Genomic DNA, 17,590 nt, shown 5'->3' on the forward strand with positions numbered 1-17,590 from the left:
ATAATAACTACATTATTTGTTTTTGGGATAATATATTTCAACGTAATGATTTTCTTTATGATCTCTTCTATTCTATTTTTTATTGTGAGATTTCATTTTATGATTTATAAATTAAATAAATCCAATCAAGATGACAAATAATTTAAAAGTTTTAAGAGCAATAAAAAACATATCCCAGGAAGAACTAGCAAAAGAAATTTCCGTGAGCAGACAAACTATAAATGCTATGGAGAAAGGTAAATATGTTCCATCAACTGTATTAGCATTAAAATTAGCAAAATACTTTGAAAAAAATGTAGAAGCTATTTTTACATTAGAGAGTGAAGATTAAAAAAAATCCCGATTTCTCGGGATTTAATTTATTTTTTGAATTTTGAAATGCCTTCATCTAACCATTTTTTGTATTCAGTTGCATCGGGTGTGTAGCCTATAGGGTTGGAAATATCTTCACCTTCCGAATTCAAAATCACATAATACGGTTGTGCATTATTCTTGTATCTAGTAATTTGATAATCGCTCCATTTGTTACCAATGGTTACGATTTCTTTACCCGTTTCTTTCGATACATATTGTGCTTCTTTTGGCAACTCGCGCTTGTCATCGACATACAATGAAATTAAAACTACTTTATCTTTTAATAGATATAAAATTTCAGGTTTCGACCAAACAAAATCTTCCATTTTTCGACAATTCACACAAGCATGACCTGTAAAATCTAATAAAATAGGTTTTCCTACTTTTTTGGCATACGCTACTCCATCTTCATAATCATGAAAAGCAATAATTCCGTGTGGTCCTGAATGTGCGTGTTCAGGTAAATCAATAGCTGTAGTAGTATTTGATGAAGAAGTTCCAATTCCACTCGGACTTTCGCTATAAGTCATTGGCGGTGGAAATCCAGAAATAATTTTTAAGGGTGCGCCCCAAAGTCCAGGGATTAAATAAATCGTAAAAATGGTTACAAAAATTGCCATAAACAATCTTCCAATAGATAAGTGCGTCAAAGGACTGTCGTGTGGCAATGTCAATTTTCCGAACAGATATACAGCCCAAGTTCCAAAAATAGCAATCCAAATTCCTAAGAATACTTCACGCTCTAATAAATGGGCTTGAACTACTAAATCGGCATTTGATAAAAATTTAAAAGCTAAAGCCAATTCTAAGAAACCAAGTGATACTTTAACCGTATTCAACCATCCGCCAGATTTTGGTAAGGTGTTCATCCATCCTGGAAACATTGCAAACAACATAAAAGGTAACGCTAACGCCGATGAAAAACCAAGCATTCCAATTATTGGTGCTAATCCGCCTTTTGAAGCCGCTTCCACTAATAATGTTCCTACAATTGGACCCGTACAAGAAAAAGAAACAATTGCTAAAGCCAATGCCATAAATAAAATACCTATAAATCCACCTCTATCAGCTTGTTGATCTACTTTATTAGCCCAAGAATTAGGTAAAACAATTTCAAATGCACCCAAAAATGAAGCTGCAAAAAATACTAAAAGTCCGAAGAAAATTAGATTAAACCACACATTTGTAGATAACGCATTTAATGAATCGGCGCCAAATATTCCGGTTACTAGTGAACCTAAAATTACATAAATTAATATGATTGAAACCCCATAAAAAATGGCATTACGTTTTCCTTGAGCTTTAGTTTTACTTTGTTTTGTAAAATAACTAACTGTCATTGGAATCATTGGAAATACACATGGTGTTAGCAAAGCAGCAAAACCGCCAATAAACGCCAAAAAGAAAATTGACCATAGTCCTTTTTTCTCTTCAACTGGTGCTTCATTATTTTGTGCTGTTTTATTTTCAGATGCATTCGACGATTGAACAGCACTTACCGAATCAACAGTTTGAGTAGTTGAATCAGATGCGATTACAGCAGTTGAAATGGCTTGAACTTCCATTATTTTGATTTCAGGTAATTGAAATGTAAATGTGTTGTCTTGCTGAATACATTGCTCTTTACAAGCTTGGTATTCAACATAAACTTTTACTTCTTTGAATTTGGTATTAGTAACTTTAATTACTTGTTTAAACTGAGCAGTTTTAGCAAAATAATATTCATTCACTTCAAAAATATCGTTGAATACTTTCTTGTATGCACTCTCTTTTGTTTTGCCTACTAAAGTATAATTTCCTTTGGCATTTTTAAAGTTAAAAACCGTTGGAAGTGCGCCTCCATCTGGAGTATATTGCGAATACATATGCCACTCATTTTCGATGGTAGCTTCCATAACCAATTCAAATTCGTTGGCTGATTTTTGAACTACTTTACTCTTCCATTTTACAGGATTTAAAATTTGTCCTTGAGCAAAAAAGGTTATTAATAATAAAATGTAGGTGAATTTTTTCATTAGTTTATTTCAATTTTTATAGGATTTTTTGTTGTTTCATTTGCAATGAATCGATTGTCTGCGCGTTTACCAATGATCCAAACAATTTGATCTTCTGCACATAATAACCATTGATTTTCTTTATCTAAAAGTGAATATTTTTCGTCTTTAAAATACTTACTCAATTTCTTTTTTCCATTCATTCCAGCGGGATAAAAATAATCGCCTTCTTGCCATTTTCTAATCGTGAGTGGAAATTTTAGTGCATCTTCATTTACAAATATACAATTTGAATCGGATTCTAAATGGTTAACCACCTTACACAATTCAAGATTTAAGGGAATATTAACTTTAGAAGTCATCGATTCAATTGTGTAAACTTCTTCTTTGTTGTTGTATTTTCTTTCGGAAAGGATTAATTTCTCTCGGTCTTTCAACAATACATGCGTTTCAGAAAAAACCTGTTTTCCAGATTGCGCTTCGACTAAATCATAAATATCATTCCAAGCCGAAAACCCATATTCTTTTAGCCATTGGTACAAATAGGCTTGGTAATTTTGTAATTTTAGTAATTGAGTTAAATTTATTTCGAGTTGATTTTCTTCCTCCTTAACTACTTTATCATAAACTAATTTTGCAGCATCATCAACCAAACTTTCTGCTTGTTGTAAATGATTTAAAGTATTTTGAAACGAATCTAAAAACCCAGCATTCAATTCTTTAAATAAAGGAATAATCGAATGTCGTATTTTATTTCGAAGATATTTATCTGAAGCATTGCTGGAATCTTCTCGCCATTTAATTTGATTTTCTGCTGCAAAATGTTCAATTTCCAATCTTGAAAAAGGCAATAGCGGACGAATAACATTTCCATTTTGAGCCGGAATTCCCGTTAATCCTTCTAACCCAGTTCCTCTTGAAAAATTAATCAAAACCGTTTCAAGTGAATCATCTAAATGGTGTGCCGTTAAAACATAATCAAATCCAAGTGAAATAATTTCTTGAAACCATTGATAACGAAGATTTCTAGCGGTAATTTGAATAGATTCTTTAGTATTGGTTGCTATTGTATTTGTGTCAAAATACTTCGTGTGAATTGGAATACCATTTGAATTGCAGAATGATTCTATAAATTGTGTTTCTGCATCACTTTCGGCACCTCTTAACATAAAATTGCAATGCACTACTTCAAAATTCAACTTGAGTTGGGCACATAGATGAATTAAAACCATACTATCAATTCCACCACTAACCGCTAAAAGCAATTTCTTGTCTTTTAGTTGGAGAAAATTTTGTTCGATATGATTTTGGAATTTTATAAGCATTCTCAAAAGTAATTAGTAAAAAGGGAAAAGGGATTAGTTATCTGATAATTTATTTATAAGTGAATTTAGCATTTTTTCTATTTCAGTAGAAAAATCATTGATTTCTTTACAATCTTCTCTTGAAATAAAACCTAAATTTATTGCAATTTCAATTTGGGTTTGACATTCAAACAAAGAGCCTCTTGAAATCTGCAAAAATCGTGAATAATCTTTTTTATAATTTCTGCCATAACCTTCAGCTATATTTGAAGGAATAGAGACAGAACTTCTTCTTATTTGCGAAATTAATCCAAACTTTTCACTTTCAGGAATTTTTGAGGAAAGAGTATAAACCATCGTAACCCAACTCATCGATTTTTGCCAAACTATTAAATCTCTATAACTTTTCATATCTATTGATTTTACTTTTCCCTAATCCCTTATTACTTTTCCCTATCGTAAAACCTCAAACATGGCTTTTGCCTTTAATAAACATTCTTCATATTCTTGTTCTGGAATAGCTTGAGAAGTTATAGCACTTCCTACAGAAAACGAAAGATACTCATTTTTTGCATTATACAAAATGCTTCGAATGACCACATTAAAGTCGAAATCACCATTTGGTGTGAAATACCCCACTGCCCCACTGTACAATCCACGTTTAGTTTCTTCCAATTCTTCAATGATTTGCATGGCCGAAATTTTTGGGGCACCTGTCATACTTCCCATTGGAAAAGTCGTTCGGATGATTTCAACTGGTGAAGTCGTGTTTTCTACTTCGGAAACAATTGTAGAAATCATTTGGTGCAATTGTTTGAACGAATAAATTTGGCACAATTCTTCTACTTGAACACTTCCTTTTGTAGCGGTGTGCGATAAATCGTTTCGAACTAAATCAACAATCATGATGTTTTCCGAACGCTCTTTTTCGTTTTGAACTAAATTAGATTTCAATTGTTCGTCCAAAATCGAATCTTCACTTCGCTTGGCAGTCCCTTTTATGGGTTGGGAAATGACTTTTGTTCCGTCTTTAAGCAAATAACGTTCGGGTGATGCTGAAAGTAAATAATGATACTGATTCTTGAAATACACGGCAAAAGGTGGTTCAGAAATAGTATTTAATTTATGATAAATTTCTAAAGGATCAATTTGAGCATTTTCGGCATAGAATTCCATACAAAAATTAGCTTCATAGATATCGCCACGCTGAATGTGTTCGAGCATTTTGGAAACTTTTAAAAGATAATTTTCTTTTGAGATGCGTTGGTGAATTTTGATGGATGATGGATGATGGATGATGGATGCAATAGATAAAATTTCTTTGAAATCAGCTTCAATTTCGTCATCGCACATTCGTAAATACTGCATTTCAACTTGATTTCCTTTAATTAAAAACAACTTTTTAGGTTGAAAGAAAAACAAATCGGGAAAGGCTAATCCGTCGAAATTATTGGAATGTAACTCTTCGGTATCGTTTTTTAAATCGTAGGACAAATAACCAAACAACCAATCTTTCGTTTGACTTTGGTACTGATACAAATCTTGAAACGCATTTTCATAATCGGTTTTAATTGAGGTAAAGGCATTAACGGCTAAAACTGTATCATAACTCGAATACTTTTGATGATAGGCATTTGAATCTAAAAAAACGACTTCCCGAAATTGGTTAGCCCAATGCAGTAATTGCGTTTTAAAATTTGGAAAGGATGAAATATCTTTTGTACCAGTTGTTCTCAATGCATTAATATTTGTCCAAAAATACAACAAAAATTAATGAAAATTTTTCACAATAAAAAAAATCTCAAACTCCTTTGAAAATGGAATTTGAGATTTTTATCCTTCGACAAGTTCAGGATGACAAAATTTGATTTACACGTGTAATGCTCTGTTTTCAGTTGCGGCTAAAGCGGCTTCTTTAATGGCTTCAGCAAATGTTGGATGCGCATGAGACATTCTTGAAATATCTTCTGCACTTGCTCTGAATTCCATTGCAGTAACTGCTTCGGCAATTAGATCGGCACACCTAGCACCAATCATATGAACACCTAAAACTTCGTCCGTTTTTGCATCGGCTAAGATTTTTACAAATCCATCAGTGTCACCACCTGCTCTTGCTCTTCCTAAAGCTTTAAATGGAAAACTACCCGATTTAAATTCGATACCTTCGGCTTTCAATTGCTCTTCTGTTTTTCCTACAGCAGCCACTTCTGGCCAAGTGTATACAACACCCGGAATTAAATTATAATCGATATGAGGTTTTTGTCCTGCTAAAATTTCAGCAACCATTACACCTTCTTCTTCCGCTTTGTGCGCTAACATCGCTCCACGAACTACATCACCAATTGCATAAATATTAGCAGCCGAAGTTTGTAAATGATCGTTTACTTCAATTTGACCTCTATCGGTAACTTTTACACCTGCTTTTTCAGCGTTCAATCCATCAGTATAAGGACGACGACCCACAGAAACTAATGCATAATCTCCTTCTAATGTAATGATTTCTCCTTTAGCATTTTCAGCTTTAACGGTAACTACATCCCCTGCTCTATCTACCGATTGAACTTTGTGAGACGTATAAAATTTCATACCTTGTTTTTTCAATACTTTAGTCAATTCTTTTGATAAAGAAGCATCCATTCCTGGAATGATTCGATCCATAAATTCTACTACAGAAACTTGCGCTCCTAAACGTAAATATACTTGTCCTAATTCAATTCCGATAACCCCACCACCAATAATTACTAAGTGTTTTGGAACTTCTTTCAGTTTTAACGCTTCAGTAGAAGTGATGATTCTGTCTTTATCTAATTTGATAAATGGTAAGCTAGATGGTTTAGAACCTGTAGCAATTATGATGTTTTTTGATTCGATGATTTCCGAAGAACCATCTGCTTTTGTTACTTTTACAGAAGTAGCGCTTTCAAACGAACCTAATCCATTAAAAACGGTAATGTTGTTCTTATCCATTAAGAATTTAACCCCACCCGAAGTTTGATCCACAACCGCTTGTTTACGAGCAATCATTTTCTCTAAATTCACTTTAACTTCTCCCGAAACTTCAATTCCGTGATCGGCAAAGTGTTGTAATTCTTCATAATGATGCGAAGAAGCTAAAAGGGCTTTTGAAGGAATACATCCCACATTTAAGCATGTTCCTCCAAGAGTTGCATATTTTTCAATAATGGCAGTTTTAAAACCTAATTGGGCACAACGGATTGCCGAAACATATCCTCCAGGTCCAGAACCTATAATGGTTACATCAAATTGACTCATGATTTTATATAAAGTTTGTTGTTTGACTTACATTCGGGTACAAAAGTACGGCTTTTTGAATTAAATAGTTATAGATAAATTGGTAAATTATTAGAGTTTTTTTTATAAAACAAAGGCGGTAGTATTTTTAACTTCACCTATCATAAACGAACTGTGCGTACTACCTATGTGTTGCAAACCTGTAAGTTTAGTTACCATAAATTCGCGATATTCTTCCATGTCTTTAACACTCACCTTTAGTATATAATCATAATCACCACTCACATGAAAACACTCTGAAACTTCATCTAATCGAACTACCTCATTTTCAAAAGTATGTATCACATCTTTTGTATGCTGAATTAACTTTATATGACAAAAAACCACAAAAGCCTTTTCAATTTTATTTCTATTCAAAAGAGCTACATAATTACGAATAACACCTTCACGTTCCAGTTTTTTGATTCGTTCATAAACTGCTGTCACCGAAAGATTTAAAATCAAAGATAATTCTTTCGTTGTTTTTTTTGTGTCTTCTTGAAGTAATCCTAAAAGTTTTTTGTCAATTGCGTCCATAGGGAAATATTTTAGATTAAAAATTATTGTTTTTGGGTTAAATATTGGGATATTATAGTTTTATAAACTACAAAATTAAAAATTTAATGAATAAAAAACTAATTTTAATGAAATCTATTGAAAATATAATTATGTTTTCAGAAATTTGAAATCTATTCAAAAACTAAACCTCAAAGTTATGGAAAAATTCAATCCAGCGGACCGAATTCAAGATTTACAATATTTTGGCGAATTTGGCGGCGTAAACCCTTCAATATCTGATAGTTCTACTTACACTTTTCTTTCTGCAAAAACAATGTTTGACACTTTTGAAGGAAATGCAGAAGGTTGTTATTTGTATTCTAGACATTCTTCTCCGAGTAATTTATATTTGGATAAGGCCATAGCAGCGATGGAAGGCACCGAATCGGCAAATGTGGCTGCTTCTGGAATGGGCGCCATTACTCCTACTTTATTACAATTATGCGGAAACGGAGATCATATTGTTTCAAGTCGCACCATTTATGGCGGAACGTATGCCTTTTTGAAGAATTTCGTGCCTAGAATGGGAATTCAAACAACCTTTGTTGATATTACTAAATTAGACCTTGTAGAAGCTGCGATTACACCCAATACAAAAGTTTTATATTGCGAAACCGTAAGTAATCCATTGTTAGAAGTTGCTGATATTGTTTCACTAGCAAAGCTTGCTAAAAAACATAATTTAAAATTAGTTGTTGACAATACCTTTTCGCCTTTATCGGTAGCGCCTGCAAAATTAGGCGCAGATATTGTAATTCATTCATTAACTAAATACATCAACGGAAGTAGCGATACGGTGGGCGGTGTGGTTTGTGCGTCGCAAGAATTCATCAACAGTTTAAAAAATGTAAATGATGGTGCAAGTATGTTATTAGGTCCAACAATGGATAGTTTACGTTCGGCTTCGGTAATGAAAAATATGAGAACATTGCACATTAGAATGAAACAACACAGCTATAATGCAACGTATTTGGCTAACAAATTTGAAGCAGATGGCATTAAAACGGTGTATCCAGGATTAGCAAGTCACCCAAGTCATGTCATTTATAAATCGATGATCAATCCAGAATATGGTTTTGGTGGCATGATGACTATTGATGTTGGTACTTTAGATAAAGCCAATGCCTTGATGGAATTGATGCAGGAACGTAATTTAGGCTATCTAGCGGTTAGTTTAGGATTTTATAAAACCTTATTTAGCGCGCCCGGAACTTCTACTTCATCTGAAATTCCATTAGAAGAACAGGCAGAAATGGGTTTAACCGATGGTTTGATTCGTTTTTCAATAGGACTTGATAATGATATTGAACGCACCTATCAAATGATGCGCGAATGCATGAAAGAATTAAACATAGTTTAAAACATATCCAATAAAAAAAGCCCTCAAGTACTAATTTGAGGGCTTTTTTGTTTTATTTGTTTTTCAAATTCAGCTTACTATTTTTTCGGCTAAAACTAAAATAGATAATTAATCCGATGAGTAACCAAATGGTGAAGTAAATCCAATTCCACACACTTAATTCGGCCATCATGTATAAACAACTTACCAAACCAAGCAACGGAATTAAAGATAAATTTTGTCGCCAAGACCATACAGCAAAAAACACTAATGAAATTAAGAAAATCCACATAGGAATTTTGTGTTTGAAAAGAGCAAAACCACTTTCATATTTTAAGCTATCATCGATTGGCATTGCATCAACAACATTTTTATACCTTACTTCATCTTCCGATATTGAACTCAACACTTCTTCTAAATCGGCGTTAGTTTCTTTTACAAAACCTTTCTCTTGTAAAAATGATAAAACTGCTTTAGTTTGCGTTTCTTCAAGAGAAGTTACAATTGTTGCTGCATCGTTAATTTGTTTTTCATTGGTAATAAAACCCATAGTTGCAGACTTATTTACAGTAAAAGCAATAGAAATTCCTAAAAATAGTAAGAACGGAAAAACATATTTTGAATTCAAATAGGGTGTTTTAAATTTTCCTCTAGGAATATCCGTTCTATTTTGCAAGACCAAAACACCTGCACATACTAATACAAAGGCAAACAAGGTTCCAATACTACATAAATCGGTAACCATAGTTAAATTTAAAAACAAAGCCGGAACCGCAACTACAAAACCGGTTACAATAGTTGCAAAAGAAGGTGTCTTATATATTGGATGTACTTTTGAAAATCTTTTTGGCAATAAACCATCACGACTCATACTCATCCAGATACGTGGTTGTCCCATTTGAAAAACCAATAAAACACTAGCCATAGCTACTACAGCACTCACAGCAACAATACCAGACATCCATTTTAAATCGAGTTTTTCAAAAACAAAAGCTAACGGATCGCCTACATTTAAATCGGCATAATTGACCATACCGGTTAAAACTAAAGCTATGACAACATATAGAATCGTACAAATAATAATTGCCCACATCATTCCTTTTGGTAAATCGCGCTGTGGATCTTTACATTCTTCAGCAGTAGTAGAAATGGCATCAAAGCCTATATAAGCAAAGAAAACAGCCGACACACCTTTTAATATTCCTCCTACTCCATTTGGTGCAAACGGATCCCAATTGGCCGTATCTACATAAAATATTCCTACAGCGATAACTAACAAAATGATACACAGTTTCACCACGACCATTAAGTTACTAGCGTTTCTTGATTCTTTCATGCCGCGATATACTAACCATGTAATGATTACAATGATTAATAAAGCGGGTAAATCGGCAACCAAATGAAAACTTCCAATAGTAGGCGCTGATGTCCATGCTGTATAGGCCGATTGTAACGATTCGGATAAATTTTCAAAAGTTTTACCACCATTCATCAAAGCCGTAGCTTCTTCAAATCCTTTAGATGCCGTTAAATAATCCATTTGAATCCATTGGGGCAAATGCAAGCCGCCGCTTTCGAGCAAACCCGTAAAGTAATCACTCCAGGAAATGGCAACAGTTATATTACCAATGGCATATTCCATAATTAAAGCCCAACCAATTATCCAAGCAATGATTTCACCAAAAGCGACATAAGAATAGGTATAAGCACTTCCTGAAACCGGCACCATTGAAGCAAATTCGGCATAAGCAAAAGCAGCAAAACTACACGCAATGGCAGTAAATATAAATAGAAAGATTACCGCGGGGCCTCCATCAGCACTCGCTTTTCCAATCGTACTAAAAATTCCTGCACCAATAATCGCAGCAATACCAAAAGCAGTTAAATCTCTAGCAGTCAAATGCTTTCCTAATGAATGGTGTCCATCGGCTTCATTTTTAGCTACTTGTTTTAAAATATCTTCAACTGTTTTTCTTCTGAATAAATTTGAAAAATTCATATTTAATTGGGTATTAGTGTGAAAAAATTATGAAAAACAAATATAGGATTTTATTAATAAGTACAAACAAAAATTAGCATTCCTCTAATATAAACAAAATCTATATTCAAATAAAAATTAACCATGACTTAACTATAGTTGTGGTTTTTTTATTCGTATTTTTGATAAATTAAACCGAATACAGAACATAAATTTAAAATTGTAAATACAGTAATGGAAAATTCAAACGACATTAGCAAATGTCCATTTCATCAAAACCAAAAAGGTTTGAGCGATGGTGTAAAAAACCAAGATTGGTGGCCAAAATCACTAAACTTAGACATTCTTCATCAACATGACACAAAAACTAATCCGCTTGGAGCAGCTTTTAATTATGCCGAAGAGTTTAAAAAACTAGATTTAGAAGCACTTAAATCTGATTTGAAAAAATTAATGACCGATAGTCAAGATTGGTGGCCAGCAGATTGGGGTCACTATGGCGGATTGTTTATTCGTATGGCATGGCATTCAGCTGGAACGTACCGAATTTCTGATGGTCGTGGTGGTTCTGGAACAGGAAATCTTCGTTTTGCACCATTAAACAGTTGGCCAGACAACGGAAATTTAGACAAAGCCAGAAGACTATTATGGCCTATCAAAAAGCAATATGGCAACAAAATTTCTTGGGCAGATTTAATGATTTTAGCTGGAAACATGGCTTATGAATCTATGGGATTAAAAACGTTTGGATTTGCTGGTGGACGTGAAGATATTTGGCATCCAGAAAAAGATATTTATTGGGGTGCAGAAAAAGAATGGTTAGCAGCATCGGGCGGCGAAGGTACAAGATATTCTGGTGAAAGAAACCTAGAAAATCCACTTGCAGCCGTGATGATGGGGTTAATCTATGTAAACCCAGAAGGCGTTGATGGAAAACCAGACCCATTAAAAACAGCACATGACGTTCGTGTAACCTTTGAAAGAATGGCAATGAACGACGAAGAAACCGTTGCATTAACAGCAGGAGGTCATACCGTAGGAAAAGCACATGGAAATGGCGACGCATCAGTATTAGGAAGAGAACCAGAAGCTGGAGAAATCGAAGAACAAGGCTTTGGCTGGAAAAATCCTAAAGGAAATGGAAACGCTGGAGATACTGTAACCAGTGGTTTAGAAGGTTCTTGGACTACAAACCCAACAAGATGGGATAATGAATACTTCGATTTGTTATTAAAATACGATTGGGAATTAAAGAAAAGTCCAGCTGGAGCATGGCAATGGGAACCTATCAACATCAAAGAAGAAGATATGCCTGTTGACGCTCACAACCCTTCAGTGAGAAGAAATCCAATTATGACCGATGCCGATATGGCAATGAAAATGGATCCTGCTTACAGAGAAATTTCGGAACGTTTTCATAAAGATCCTGCTTATTTTTCTGATGTTTTTGCAAGAGCTTGGTTCAAACTAACCCACAGAGATTTAGGTCCAAAAGAAAGATATTTAGGTGCAGATGCTCCTACTGAAGATTTAATTTGGCAAGACCCAATTCCAAAAGTTGCCTATTCGTTGTCTGCTACTGAAACAGAAGAATTAAAAGCAAAATTATTAAATTGTGGATTAACTAGAGCGGAACTCATTAACACGGCTTGGGATAGTGCAAGAACATTTAGAGGTTCAGATTTTAGAGGTGGTGCAAATGGCGCTAGAATTAGCTTAACCCCACAAAAAAATTGGGTTGCAAACGAACCAGAAAGACTTCAAAAAGTATTGAATAAACTTATGGAAATTCAAGCTGGTTTAGATAAAAAAGTTAGTCTTGCTGATTTAATTGTTTTAGGCGGAAGTGCAGCTGTTGAAAAAGCAGCTCAAGAAGGTGGATTTGATGTAACCGTTCCATTCCACGCTGGAAGAGGTGATGCTACACAAGAAATGACTGATGCCGAATCGTTTGCAGTTTTAGAACCTACAAATGATGCGTTTAGAAACTTTATGAAAGCTAAATATGTAGTGCAACCTGAAGAATTAATGCTAGACAAAGCTCAATTATTAGGATTAACTGCTGCCGAAATGACGGTTTTAGTTGGAGGAATGCGTGTTTTAGGCACCAACTTCGGCGGAACAAAACATGGTGTTTTCACTAACAATGAAGGTGTTTTGACCAATGATTTCTTTGTAAATTTAACCGATATAAATTATAGTTGGAAACCAGTTGGTGACAATTTATACAATATTGTTGACAAAAAATCGGGTGCTACAAAATGGACTGCAACTAGAGTAGATTTGATTTTTGGATCAAATTCTATTTTAAGATCGTATGCCGAAGTATATGCACAAGATGATAATAAAGAAAAATTTGTTCATGATTTTGTAAAAACTTGGGTAAAAATAATGAATTTAGATCGTTTTGATTTGAAATAATATAGCTCAAGTGATTTTTTTAATAATACCATCAATTTTTTTGATGGTATTATTTTTTTATACTATTTCTATACATCAATTACTTGGAATCCTAACCTGTTTTGGAATCCAATTGGGTTTTGAAAATATAAAATTACAAGAACAAAACCAAGCTTGCTGTTTAGCCCCGATGGGAATGGAAATCCTTTTTCAAACGGCAAAGGTTACAAAAACCTTTGCCTTTTGAAAAAGATTGTAATGGATAGCGGGAACATGGAAACCAAAAAAGCCCAAGCCTTTCGCTTCTAAAAAAATTATTTATAAAACTTTTTCTTTAACCAAAAGGCTACGTTTACTAAGATAATCAAAGTAGGAACTTCGACTAAAGGTCCTATTACGCCAGCAAAAGCTTGTCCGCTATTGATGCCGAAAACACCAATTGAAACCGCAATGGCTAACTCAAAATTGTTTCCAGAAGCTGTAAACGATAAAGCAACAGCATCGCGATAATTGGCTCCGATTTTTTTGGCTACAAAAAACATCAAGAAAAACATAATCGTAAAGAAAAAGACTAAGGGTAAGGCGATTTTCAATACATCGAGTGGTAAATCCACAATCATTTCGCCTTTCAAACTGAACATCACCACAATGGTGAACAACAAAGCGATCAAGGTGATGGGCGAAACAAACGGAATAAATTGTTGGTTGAAGAATTTATCGCCCAAATACTTTTTAATCATATACCGACTCACCACTGCCAATGCAAATGGAATTCCGAGATAAATACCAACTGTTGATGCGATTTCTGCAATGGTAATGTTTAATTCTAACCCTTTTATTCCGAATAAAGGCAACATAACTTCCAAATAAAAATAGGCATACAAACTGAAGAAAAATACTTGCAACAAACTATTTATTCCAATTAAACCAGCAGTTAATTCCCGGTTTCCTTCGGCGAGTTCGTTCCAAACAATGACCATGGCGATGCAAGGTGCCAGACCAATAATGATTAAACCTGTCATATATTCGGGATAATCTTTAAGAAAGAAAGTTGCCAATAAAAACATTAAAAAAGGACCAACAATCCAAGTAATGAAAAACGAAGCTGATAACAACTTCGGCTTTTCAAACATTTGAGGCACTTTTGAAAAATCAATTTTGGTCAACGGCGGATACATCATTAAAATCAAACCAATAGCCAAGGGAATATTAGTAGTTCCCGAAGAAAAAGAATTGATAAATTCGGCTGAATTGGGAATAAAATACCCTATTCCTACTCCTATCAACATCGCTAAGAAAATCCAAAGCGTTAAAAATCGGTCTAAAAATCCTAATCGTTTTTTCATGTGTTTATTTGATTTGGGAAAATACAAAATAGAGTTCGCTTGCAATTTGTAAGCTACGTTCTGCATATTTTTCGTTCATAACTTCGGTACCATCAAAGGCTTTTGGGTCGTCGTATTTAATGGGAAAACGCGCTTCCGAACCAAAAACCATCGGACAACCTTCGTCGGCATTATTACACGTCATGATGGCTCCAAAGTTGCTTTTCGGATTAAAATCATCGAAATACGATTTAGAAAAACCAATAATAGGATGTTGATTTTCATCAAATTTTATTGCGTAAACTGGATTTTCTGAATCTGAAATTTTTTGAATTTCAAAACCTTGATTCGTTAAGGTTTCAGCGACTTTTGGAAACATCGCTGTGGCTTCTGTTCCACCAGAATAGCAAAAAACATTTTTAATTCCGAAATGAAATGCCATCGTTTGTGCCCAAATTTGAGTTAAGTGACTTCTTCTAGAATTGTGGGTACAAATGAAGTTCAATCGAATTTCTTCATTTGTATTGACTTTATTTTGAATGTAATCTATCAAAGGGTTTAAAATTTCCTTTCGTTCTTCGGAAACTACAATTTTAGTAATGGATTCGATATTTTTTGATATATTTTCTAACATAAATATTTAGTGAATAGTGAAAAGTAATTAGTGATTAGCTACTTATAGATTAAAATTTAACAACAACCCGAATATGGTGAACATGAAGCTTCTTTCGGTTTCCAATCCCCTATTTTGACTTTCATTTTTTCTGGCGGAATACCACAATTGTCTTTAGCTAAACAATCGGTTAATTTTGACTTTAGTTGAAAGTTCGTTCCGTCAAAATCTAAACTGAATTTTCCGACAGTTTCCTTCATTTGATATTCGACCTCGATTTCTAAATCTGTAATATGAAGTTTTTGCTCAGATAATTCGATAATTTGAATCAATTTTTCTGGATGTAATTTATGGTCGTAATCATTGGCCTCCCAAAGTTGGAAGTTTACTACCTCTTCTATACGAACAACTCCCCCGCAATCGATGAAATGTTTAGTAATTTTCCCAACTTCTGTTACATGGAAATGATTCGGCACTAAATCACCATTTGGTAATTGAAATGCTATTTGAGAAAGATTTTTTAGCTGATTTTTTATTTCTGAGAGTTTCATGATGAAGTTGTAATTTAGATTTTAAAAAAGAGAATTTATTTGACTTTTAGTATTTGACTTTTAACAACATTTACTCTTTAATTTATGCCGAATCATACTAAAATGATTTTCAATTATATCAATCGTTTCTGGATTAATGCAATAGCAAATGGCCGTTCCTTCTATGGTTCCTTTAATGATATTAGCATTTTTTAATTCCTTCAAGTGTTGCGAAATAGTGGGTTGTGCTAACGGCAATTCGTTTACAATATCGCCACAAATACAAGAGTCTACCGAAAGTAAATAATCTACAATTGCAATTCGCGCCGGATGTGACAAAGCTTTGAATAAGTTTGCAATCTCGTTTTGTGCTACTGAAAATGATTCTGATTTAGATGCGCCCATATTTTATAAATTATTATATTGCAATATTACGATAAACAAATATAATACACAATAAAAAATCCCGAAATTTCTTTCGGGATTAATTTTATAGTTACTGAAACGAGTTCAGTGGGACAAAAGGGAAATTATTATTTACCTCCTTTTTCCATTTTAGCTTTTAATTCAGCAAGAATATCGTTGTTGTCTCCTAATGTAGAAACTTGAGCAGGAGCTGAAGTATTTTCAGTTACTGTCTTAGCGATTTTCTCTTCTTCTTCTCTGAAGGTAGCTGTATGAGAAGCTACTACTCTTTTGAATTCTTTGTTGAATTCAATAACTTTAAAGTCTGCAGTATCTCCTTTTTTCAATTTTTTACCGTCTTCTTTTTCTAAGTGACGTGTAGGAATAAACGCAACGATATCGTCACCAAATTCTACTGTAGCCCCTTTGTCAACGATTTCAGAAATTGCACCGTTGTGGATAGTTCCAACAGCAAATGCATCTTCATATTTATCCCATGGATTAGCAGTAGTTTGTTTGTGACCTAAAGATAATTTACGTCCTTCAACATCTAATTCTAATACTATAACGTCTAAATTTTCACCAACGTTTACAAATTCAGATGGGTGTTTGATTTTCTTAGTCCAAGATAAATCAGAAATATATACTAATCCATCGATACCTTCCTCTAATTCAACGAAAATTCCGAAGTTAGTAAAGTTTCTAACGATTCCAGTGTGTTTAGAACCTACTGGGTATTTAGCTGTAATGTCTGTCCAAGGATCTTGTGTCATTTGTTTAATACCTAAAGACATTTTTCTTTCGTCTCTATCTAGTGTTAAAACAACTGCATCAACTACATCACCAATTTTCATGAAATCTTGCGCACTTCTTAAATGCGTTGACCAAGACATTTCTGAAACGTGGATTAAACCTTCTACACCTTCAGCTACTTCAACAAAAGCACCATAATCAGCTAAAACAACCACTTTACCTTTAATTTTGTCACCTACTTTTAATTCAGTTCCTAAGGCATCCCAAGGATGAGCGTTTAATTGTTTTAAACCTAATTGGATTCTTGTTTTTTCATCATCAAAATCAAGGATAACAACGTTTAATTTTTGATCTAATTCAAGAACTTCACTTGGGTGATTAATTCTTGACCAAGATAAGTCTGTAATGTGGATTAATCCATCTACACCACCTAAGTCAATAAACACACCATAAGAAGTAATGTTTTTAACAACTCCTTCTAATACTTGTCCTTTTTCTAATTGACCAATGATTTCTTTTTTCTGTACTTCAATATCAGCTTCGATAAGTGCTTTGTGAGATACTACTACGTTTTTGAATTCGTGGTTAATTTTAACCACTTTAAATTCCATAGTTTTATTTACATATTGATCGTAATCACGGATAGGTTTCACATCAATTTGTGATCCAGGTAAGAATGCTTCAATTCCGAAAACATCTACAATCATACCACCTTTAGTTCTACATTTAACAAAACCATTAACGAT

15 protein-coding genes are annotated in these 17,590 nt (G+C 33.8%); 3 read left to right on the forward strand and 12 right to left on the reverse strand.

The features are described 5' to 3' along the window. Positions 1 to 130 precede the first annotated feature (130 nt). A complete protein-coding gene (locus ACIQZC_RS03575) occupies positions 131 to 331 on the forward strand; it encodes a helix-turn-helix transcriptional regulator (RefSeq protein WP_396137868.1) in 201 nt (66 codons plus the stop codon). Between the two features lie 28 nt (positions 332 to 359). Here ACIQZC_RS03575 and ACIQZC_RS03580 read toward each other — a convergent pair whose 3' ends face one another. The 6 genes from ACIQZC_RS03580 to ACIQZC_RS03605 form a co-directional block, all read right to left on the reverse strand. Continuing rightward, positions 360 to 2,369, reverse strand: a complete 2,010-nt coding sequence (locus ACIQZC_RS03580) for a protein-disulfide reductase DsbD family protein (RefSeq protein WP_396137869.1) — start codon at positions 2,367 to 2,369, stop codon at positions 360 to 362. Next, complete coding sequence (tilS, locus tag ACIQZC_RS03585; protein ID WP_396137870.1) at positions 2,369 to 3,673, reverse strand: tRNA lysidine(34) synthetase TilS; 1,305 nt, start codon at positions 3,671 to 3,673, stop codon at positions 2,369 to 2,371. The genes ACIQZC_RS03580 and tilS overlap by 1 nt, the downstream gene beginning before the upstream one ends. A gap of 33 nt (positions 3,674 to 3,706) precedes the next feature. Further along, positions 3,707 to 4,063, reverse strand: coding sequence for a four helix bundle protein (locus ACIQZC_RS03590; protein ID WP_396137871.1), 357 nt, complete (start codon positions 4,061 to 4,063; stop codon positions 3,707 to 3,709). 42 nt (positions 4,064 to 4,105) lie between these two features. Beyond that, on the reverse strand, positions 4,106 to 5,389 hold the full coding sequence (locus ACIQZC_RS03595) for an anthranilate synthase component I family protein (protein WP_396137872.1): 1,284 nt from the start codon (positions 5,387 to 5,389) through the stop codon (positions 4,106 to 4,108). Between the two features lie 132 nt (positions 5,390 to 5,521). Next, positions 5,522 to 6,925 carry a dihydrolipoyl dehydrogenase gene (gene lpdA / locus ACIQZC_RS03600; RefSeq protein WP_396137873.1) on the reverse strand — a complete coding sequence of 468 codons (1,404 nt, stop codon included), beginning with the start codon at positions 6,923 to 6,925 and terminating at the stop codon, positions 5,522 to 5,524. Between the two features lie 102 nt (positions 6,926 to 7,027). After that, positions 7,028 to 7,480, reverse strand: coding sequence for an Lrp/AsnC family transcriptional regulator (locus ACIQZC_RS03605; RefSeq protein ID WP_396137874.1), 453 nt, complete (start codon positions 7,478 to 7,480; stop codon positions 7,028 to 7,030). A gap of 178 nt (positions 7,481 to 7,658) precedes the next feature. Between ACIQZC_RS03605 and ACIQZC_RS03610 the strand changes: the two genes are divergently transcribed. After that, complete coding sequence (locus tag ACIQZC_RS03610; RefSeq protein WP_396137875.1) at positions 7,659 to 8,861, forward strand: aminotransferase class I/II-fold pyridoxal phosphate-dependent enzyme; 1,203 nt, start codon at positions 7,659 to 7,661, stop codon at positions 8,859 to 8,861. A gap of 52 nt (positions 8,862 to 8,913) precedes the next feature. Here the strand turns inward: ACIQZC_RS03610 and ACIQZC_RS03615 are convergent, their stop codons facing one another. Beyond that, positions 8,914 to 10,839, reverse strand: coding sequence for an amino acid permease (locus tag ACIQZC_RS03615; protein WP_396137876.1), 1,926 nt, complete (start codon positions 10,837 to 10,839; stop codon positions 8,914 to 8,916). Between the two features lie 213 nt (positions 10,840 to 11,052). Between ACIQZC_RS03615 and katG the strand changes: the two genes are divergently transcribed. Continuing rightward, on the forward strand, positions 11,053 to 13,239 hold the full coding sequence (gene katG, locus ACIQZC_RS03620; protein WP_396137877.1) for a catalase/peroxidase HPI: 2,187 nt from the start codon (positions 11,053 to 11,055) through the stop codon (positions 13,237 to 13,239). A 293-nt stretch (positions 13,240 to 13,532) separates the two neighbouring features. Here the strand turns inward: katG and arsB are convergent, their stop codons facing one another. From arsB to rpsA, 5 genes are all read right to left on the reverse strand, one after another. Beyond that, positions 13,533 to 14,564, reverse strand: coding sequence for an ACR3 family arsenite efflux transporter (arsB, locus tag ACIQZC_RS03625; RefSeq protein WP_396137878.1), 1,032 nt, complete (start codon positions 14,562 to 14,564; stop codon positions 13,533 to 13,535). Between the two features lie 4 nt (positions 14,565 to 14,568). Continuing rightward, complete coding sequence (locus ACIQZC_RS03630) at positions 14,569 to 15,177, reverse strand: low molecular weight phosphatase family protein (RefSeq protein WP_396137879.1); 609 nt, start codon at positions 15,175 to 15,177, stop codon at positions 14,569 to 14,571. Between the two features lie 56 nt (positions 15,178 to 15,233). Further along, on the reverse strand, positions 15,234 to 15,707 hold the full coding sequence (locus ACIQZC_RS03635; RefSeq protein ID WP_396137880.1) for a DUF6428 family protein: 474 nt from the start codon (positions 15,705 to 15,707) through the stop codon (positions 15,234 to 15,236). A gap of 60 nt (positions 15,708 to 15,767) precedes the next feature. After that, positions 15,768 to 16,091 carry an ArsR/SmtB family transcription factor gene (locus ACIQZC_RS03640; RefSeq protein WP_396137881.1) on the reverse strand — a complete coding sequence of 108 codons (324 nt, stop codon included), beginning with the start codon at positions 16,089 to 16,091 and terminating at the stop codon, positions 15,768 to 15,770. 128 nt (positions 16,092 to 16,219) lie between these two features. Then, positions 16,220 to 17,590, reverse strand: a 1,371-nt coding sequence (rpsA, locus tag ACIQZC_RS03645; RefSeq protein WP_396137882.1) for a 30S ribosomal protein S1, incomplete at its 5' end; no start/stop codon positions are given.

The sequence above is a fragment of the Flavobacterium sp. genome (assembly GCF_044338735.1).
GTDB lineage: Bacteria > Bacteroidota > Bacteroidia > Flavobacteriales > Flavobacteriaceae > Flavobacterium.

Bases quoted from the DNA above. Each gene is read 5' to 3' on its own strand.
- lpdA (WP_396137873.1), bottom strand. From the start codon at position 6,925: ATGAGTCAATTTGATGTAACCATTATAGGTTCTGGACCTGGAGGATAT.
- ACIQZC_RS03630 (WP_396137879.1), bottom strand. From the start codon at position 15,177: ATGTTAGAAAATATATCAAAAAATATCGAATCCATTACTAAAATTGTA.
- ACIQZC_RS03590 (WP_396137871.1), bottom strand. From the start codon at position 4,063: ATGAAAAGTTATAGAGATTTAATAGTTTGGCAAAAATCGATGAGTTGG.
- arsB (WP_396137878.1), bottom strand. From the start codon at position 14,564: ATGAAAAAACGATTAGGATTTTTAGACCGATTTTTAACGCTTTGGATT.
- katG (WP_396137877.1), top strand. From the start codon at position 11,053: ATGGAAAATTCAAACGACATTAGCAAATGTCCATTTCATCAAAACCAA.
- ACIQZC_RS03615 (WP_396137876.1), bottom strand. From the start codon at position 10,839: ATGAATTTTTCAAATTTATTCAGAAGAAAAACAGTTGAAGATATTTTA.
- ACIQZC_RS03635 (WP_396137880.1), bottom strand. From the start codon at position 15,707: ATGAAACTCTCAGAAATAAAAAATCAGCTAAAAAATCTTTCTCAAATA.
- tilS (WP_396137870.1), bottom strand. From the start codon at position 3,673: ATGCTTATAAAATTCCAAAATCATATCGAACAAAATTTTCTCCAACTA.
- ACIQZC_RS03605 (WP_396137874.1), bottom strand. From the start codon at position 7,480: ATGGACGCAATTGACAAAAAACTTTTAGGATTACTTCAAGAAGACACA.
- ACIQZC_RS03610 (WP_396137875.1), top strand. From the start codon at position 7,659: ATGGAAAAATTCAATCCAGCGGACCGAATTCAAGATTTACAATATTTT.
- ACIQZC_RS03580 (WP_396137869.1), bottom strand. From the start codon at position 2,369: ATGAAAAAATTCACCTACATTTTATTATTAATAACCTTTTTTGCTCAA.
- ACIQZC_RS03640 (WP_396137881.1), bottom strand. From the start codon at position 16,091: ATGGGCGCATCTAAATCAGAATCATTTTCAGTAGCACAAAACGAGATT.
- ACIQZC_RS03575 (WP_396137868.1), top strand. From the start codon at position 131: ATGACAAATAATTTAAAAGTTTTAAGAGCAATAAAAAACATATCCCAG.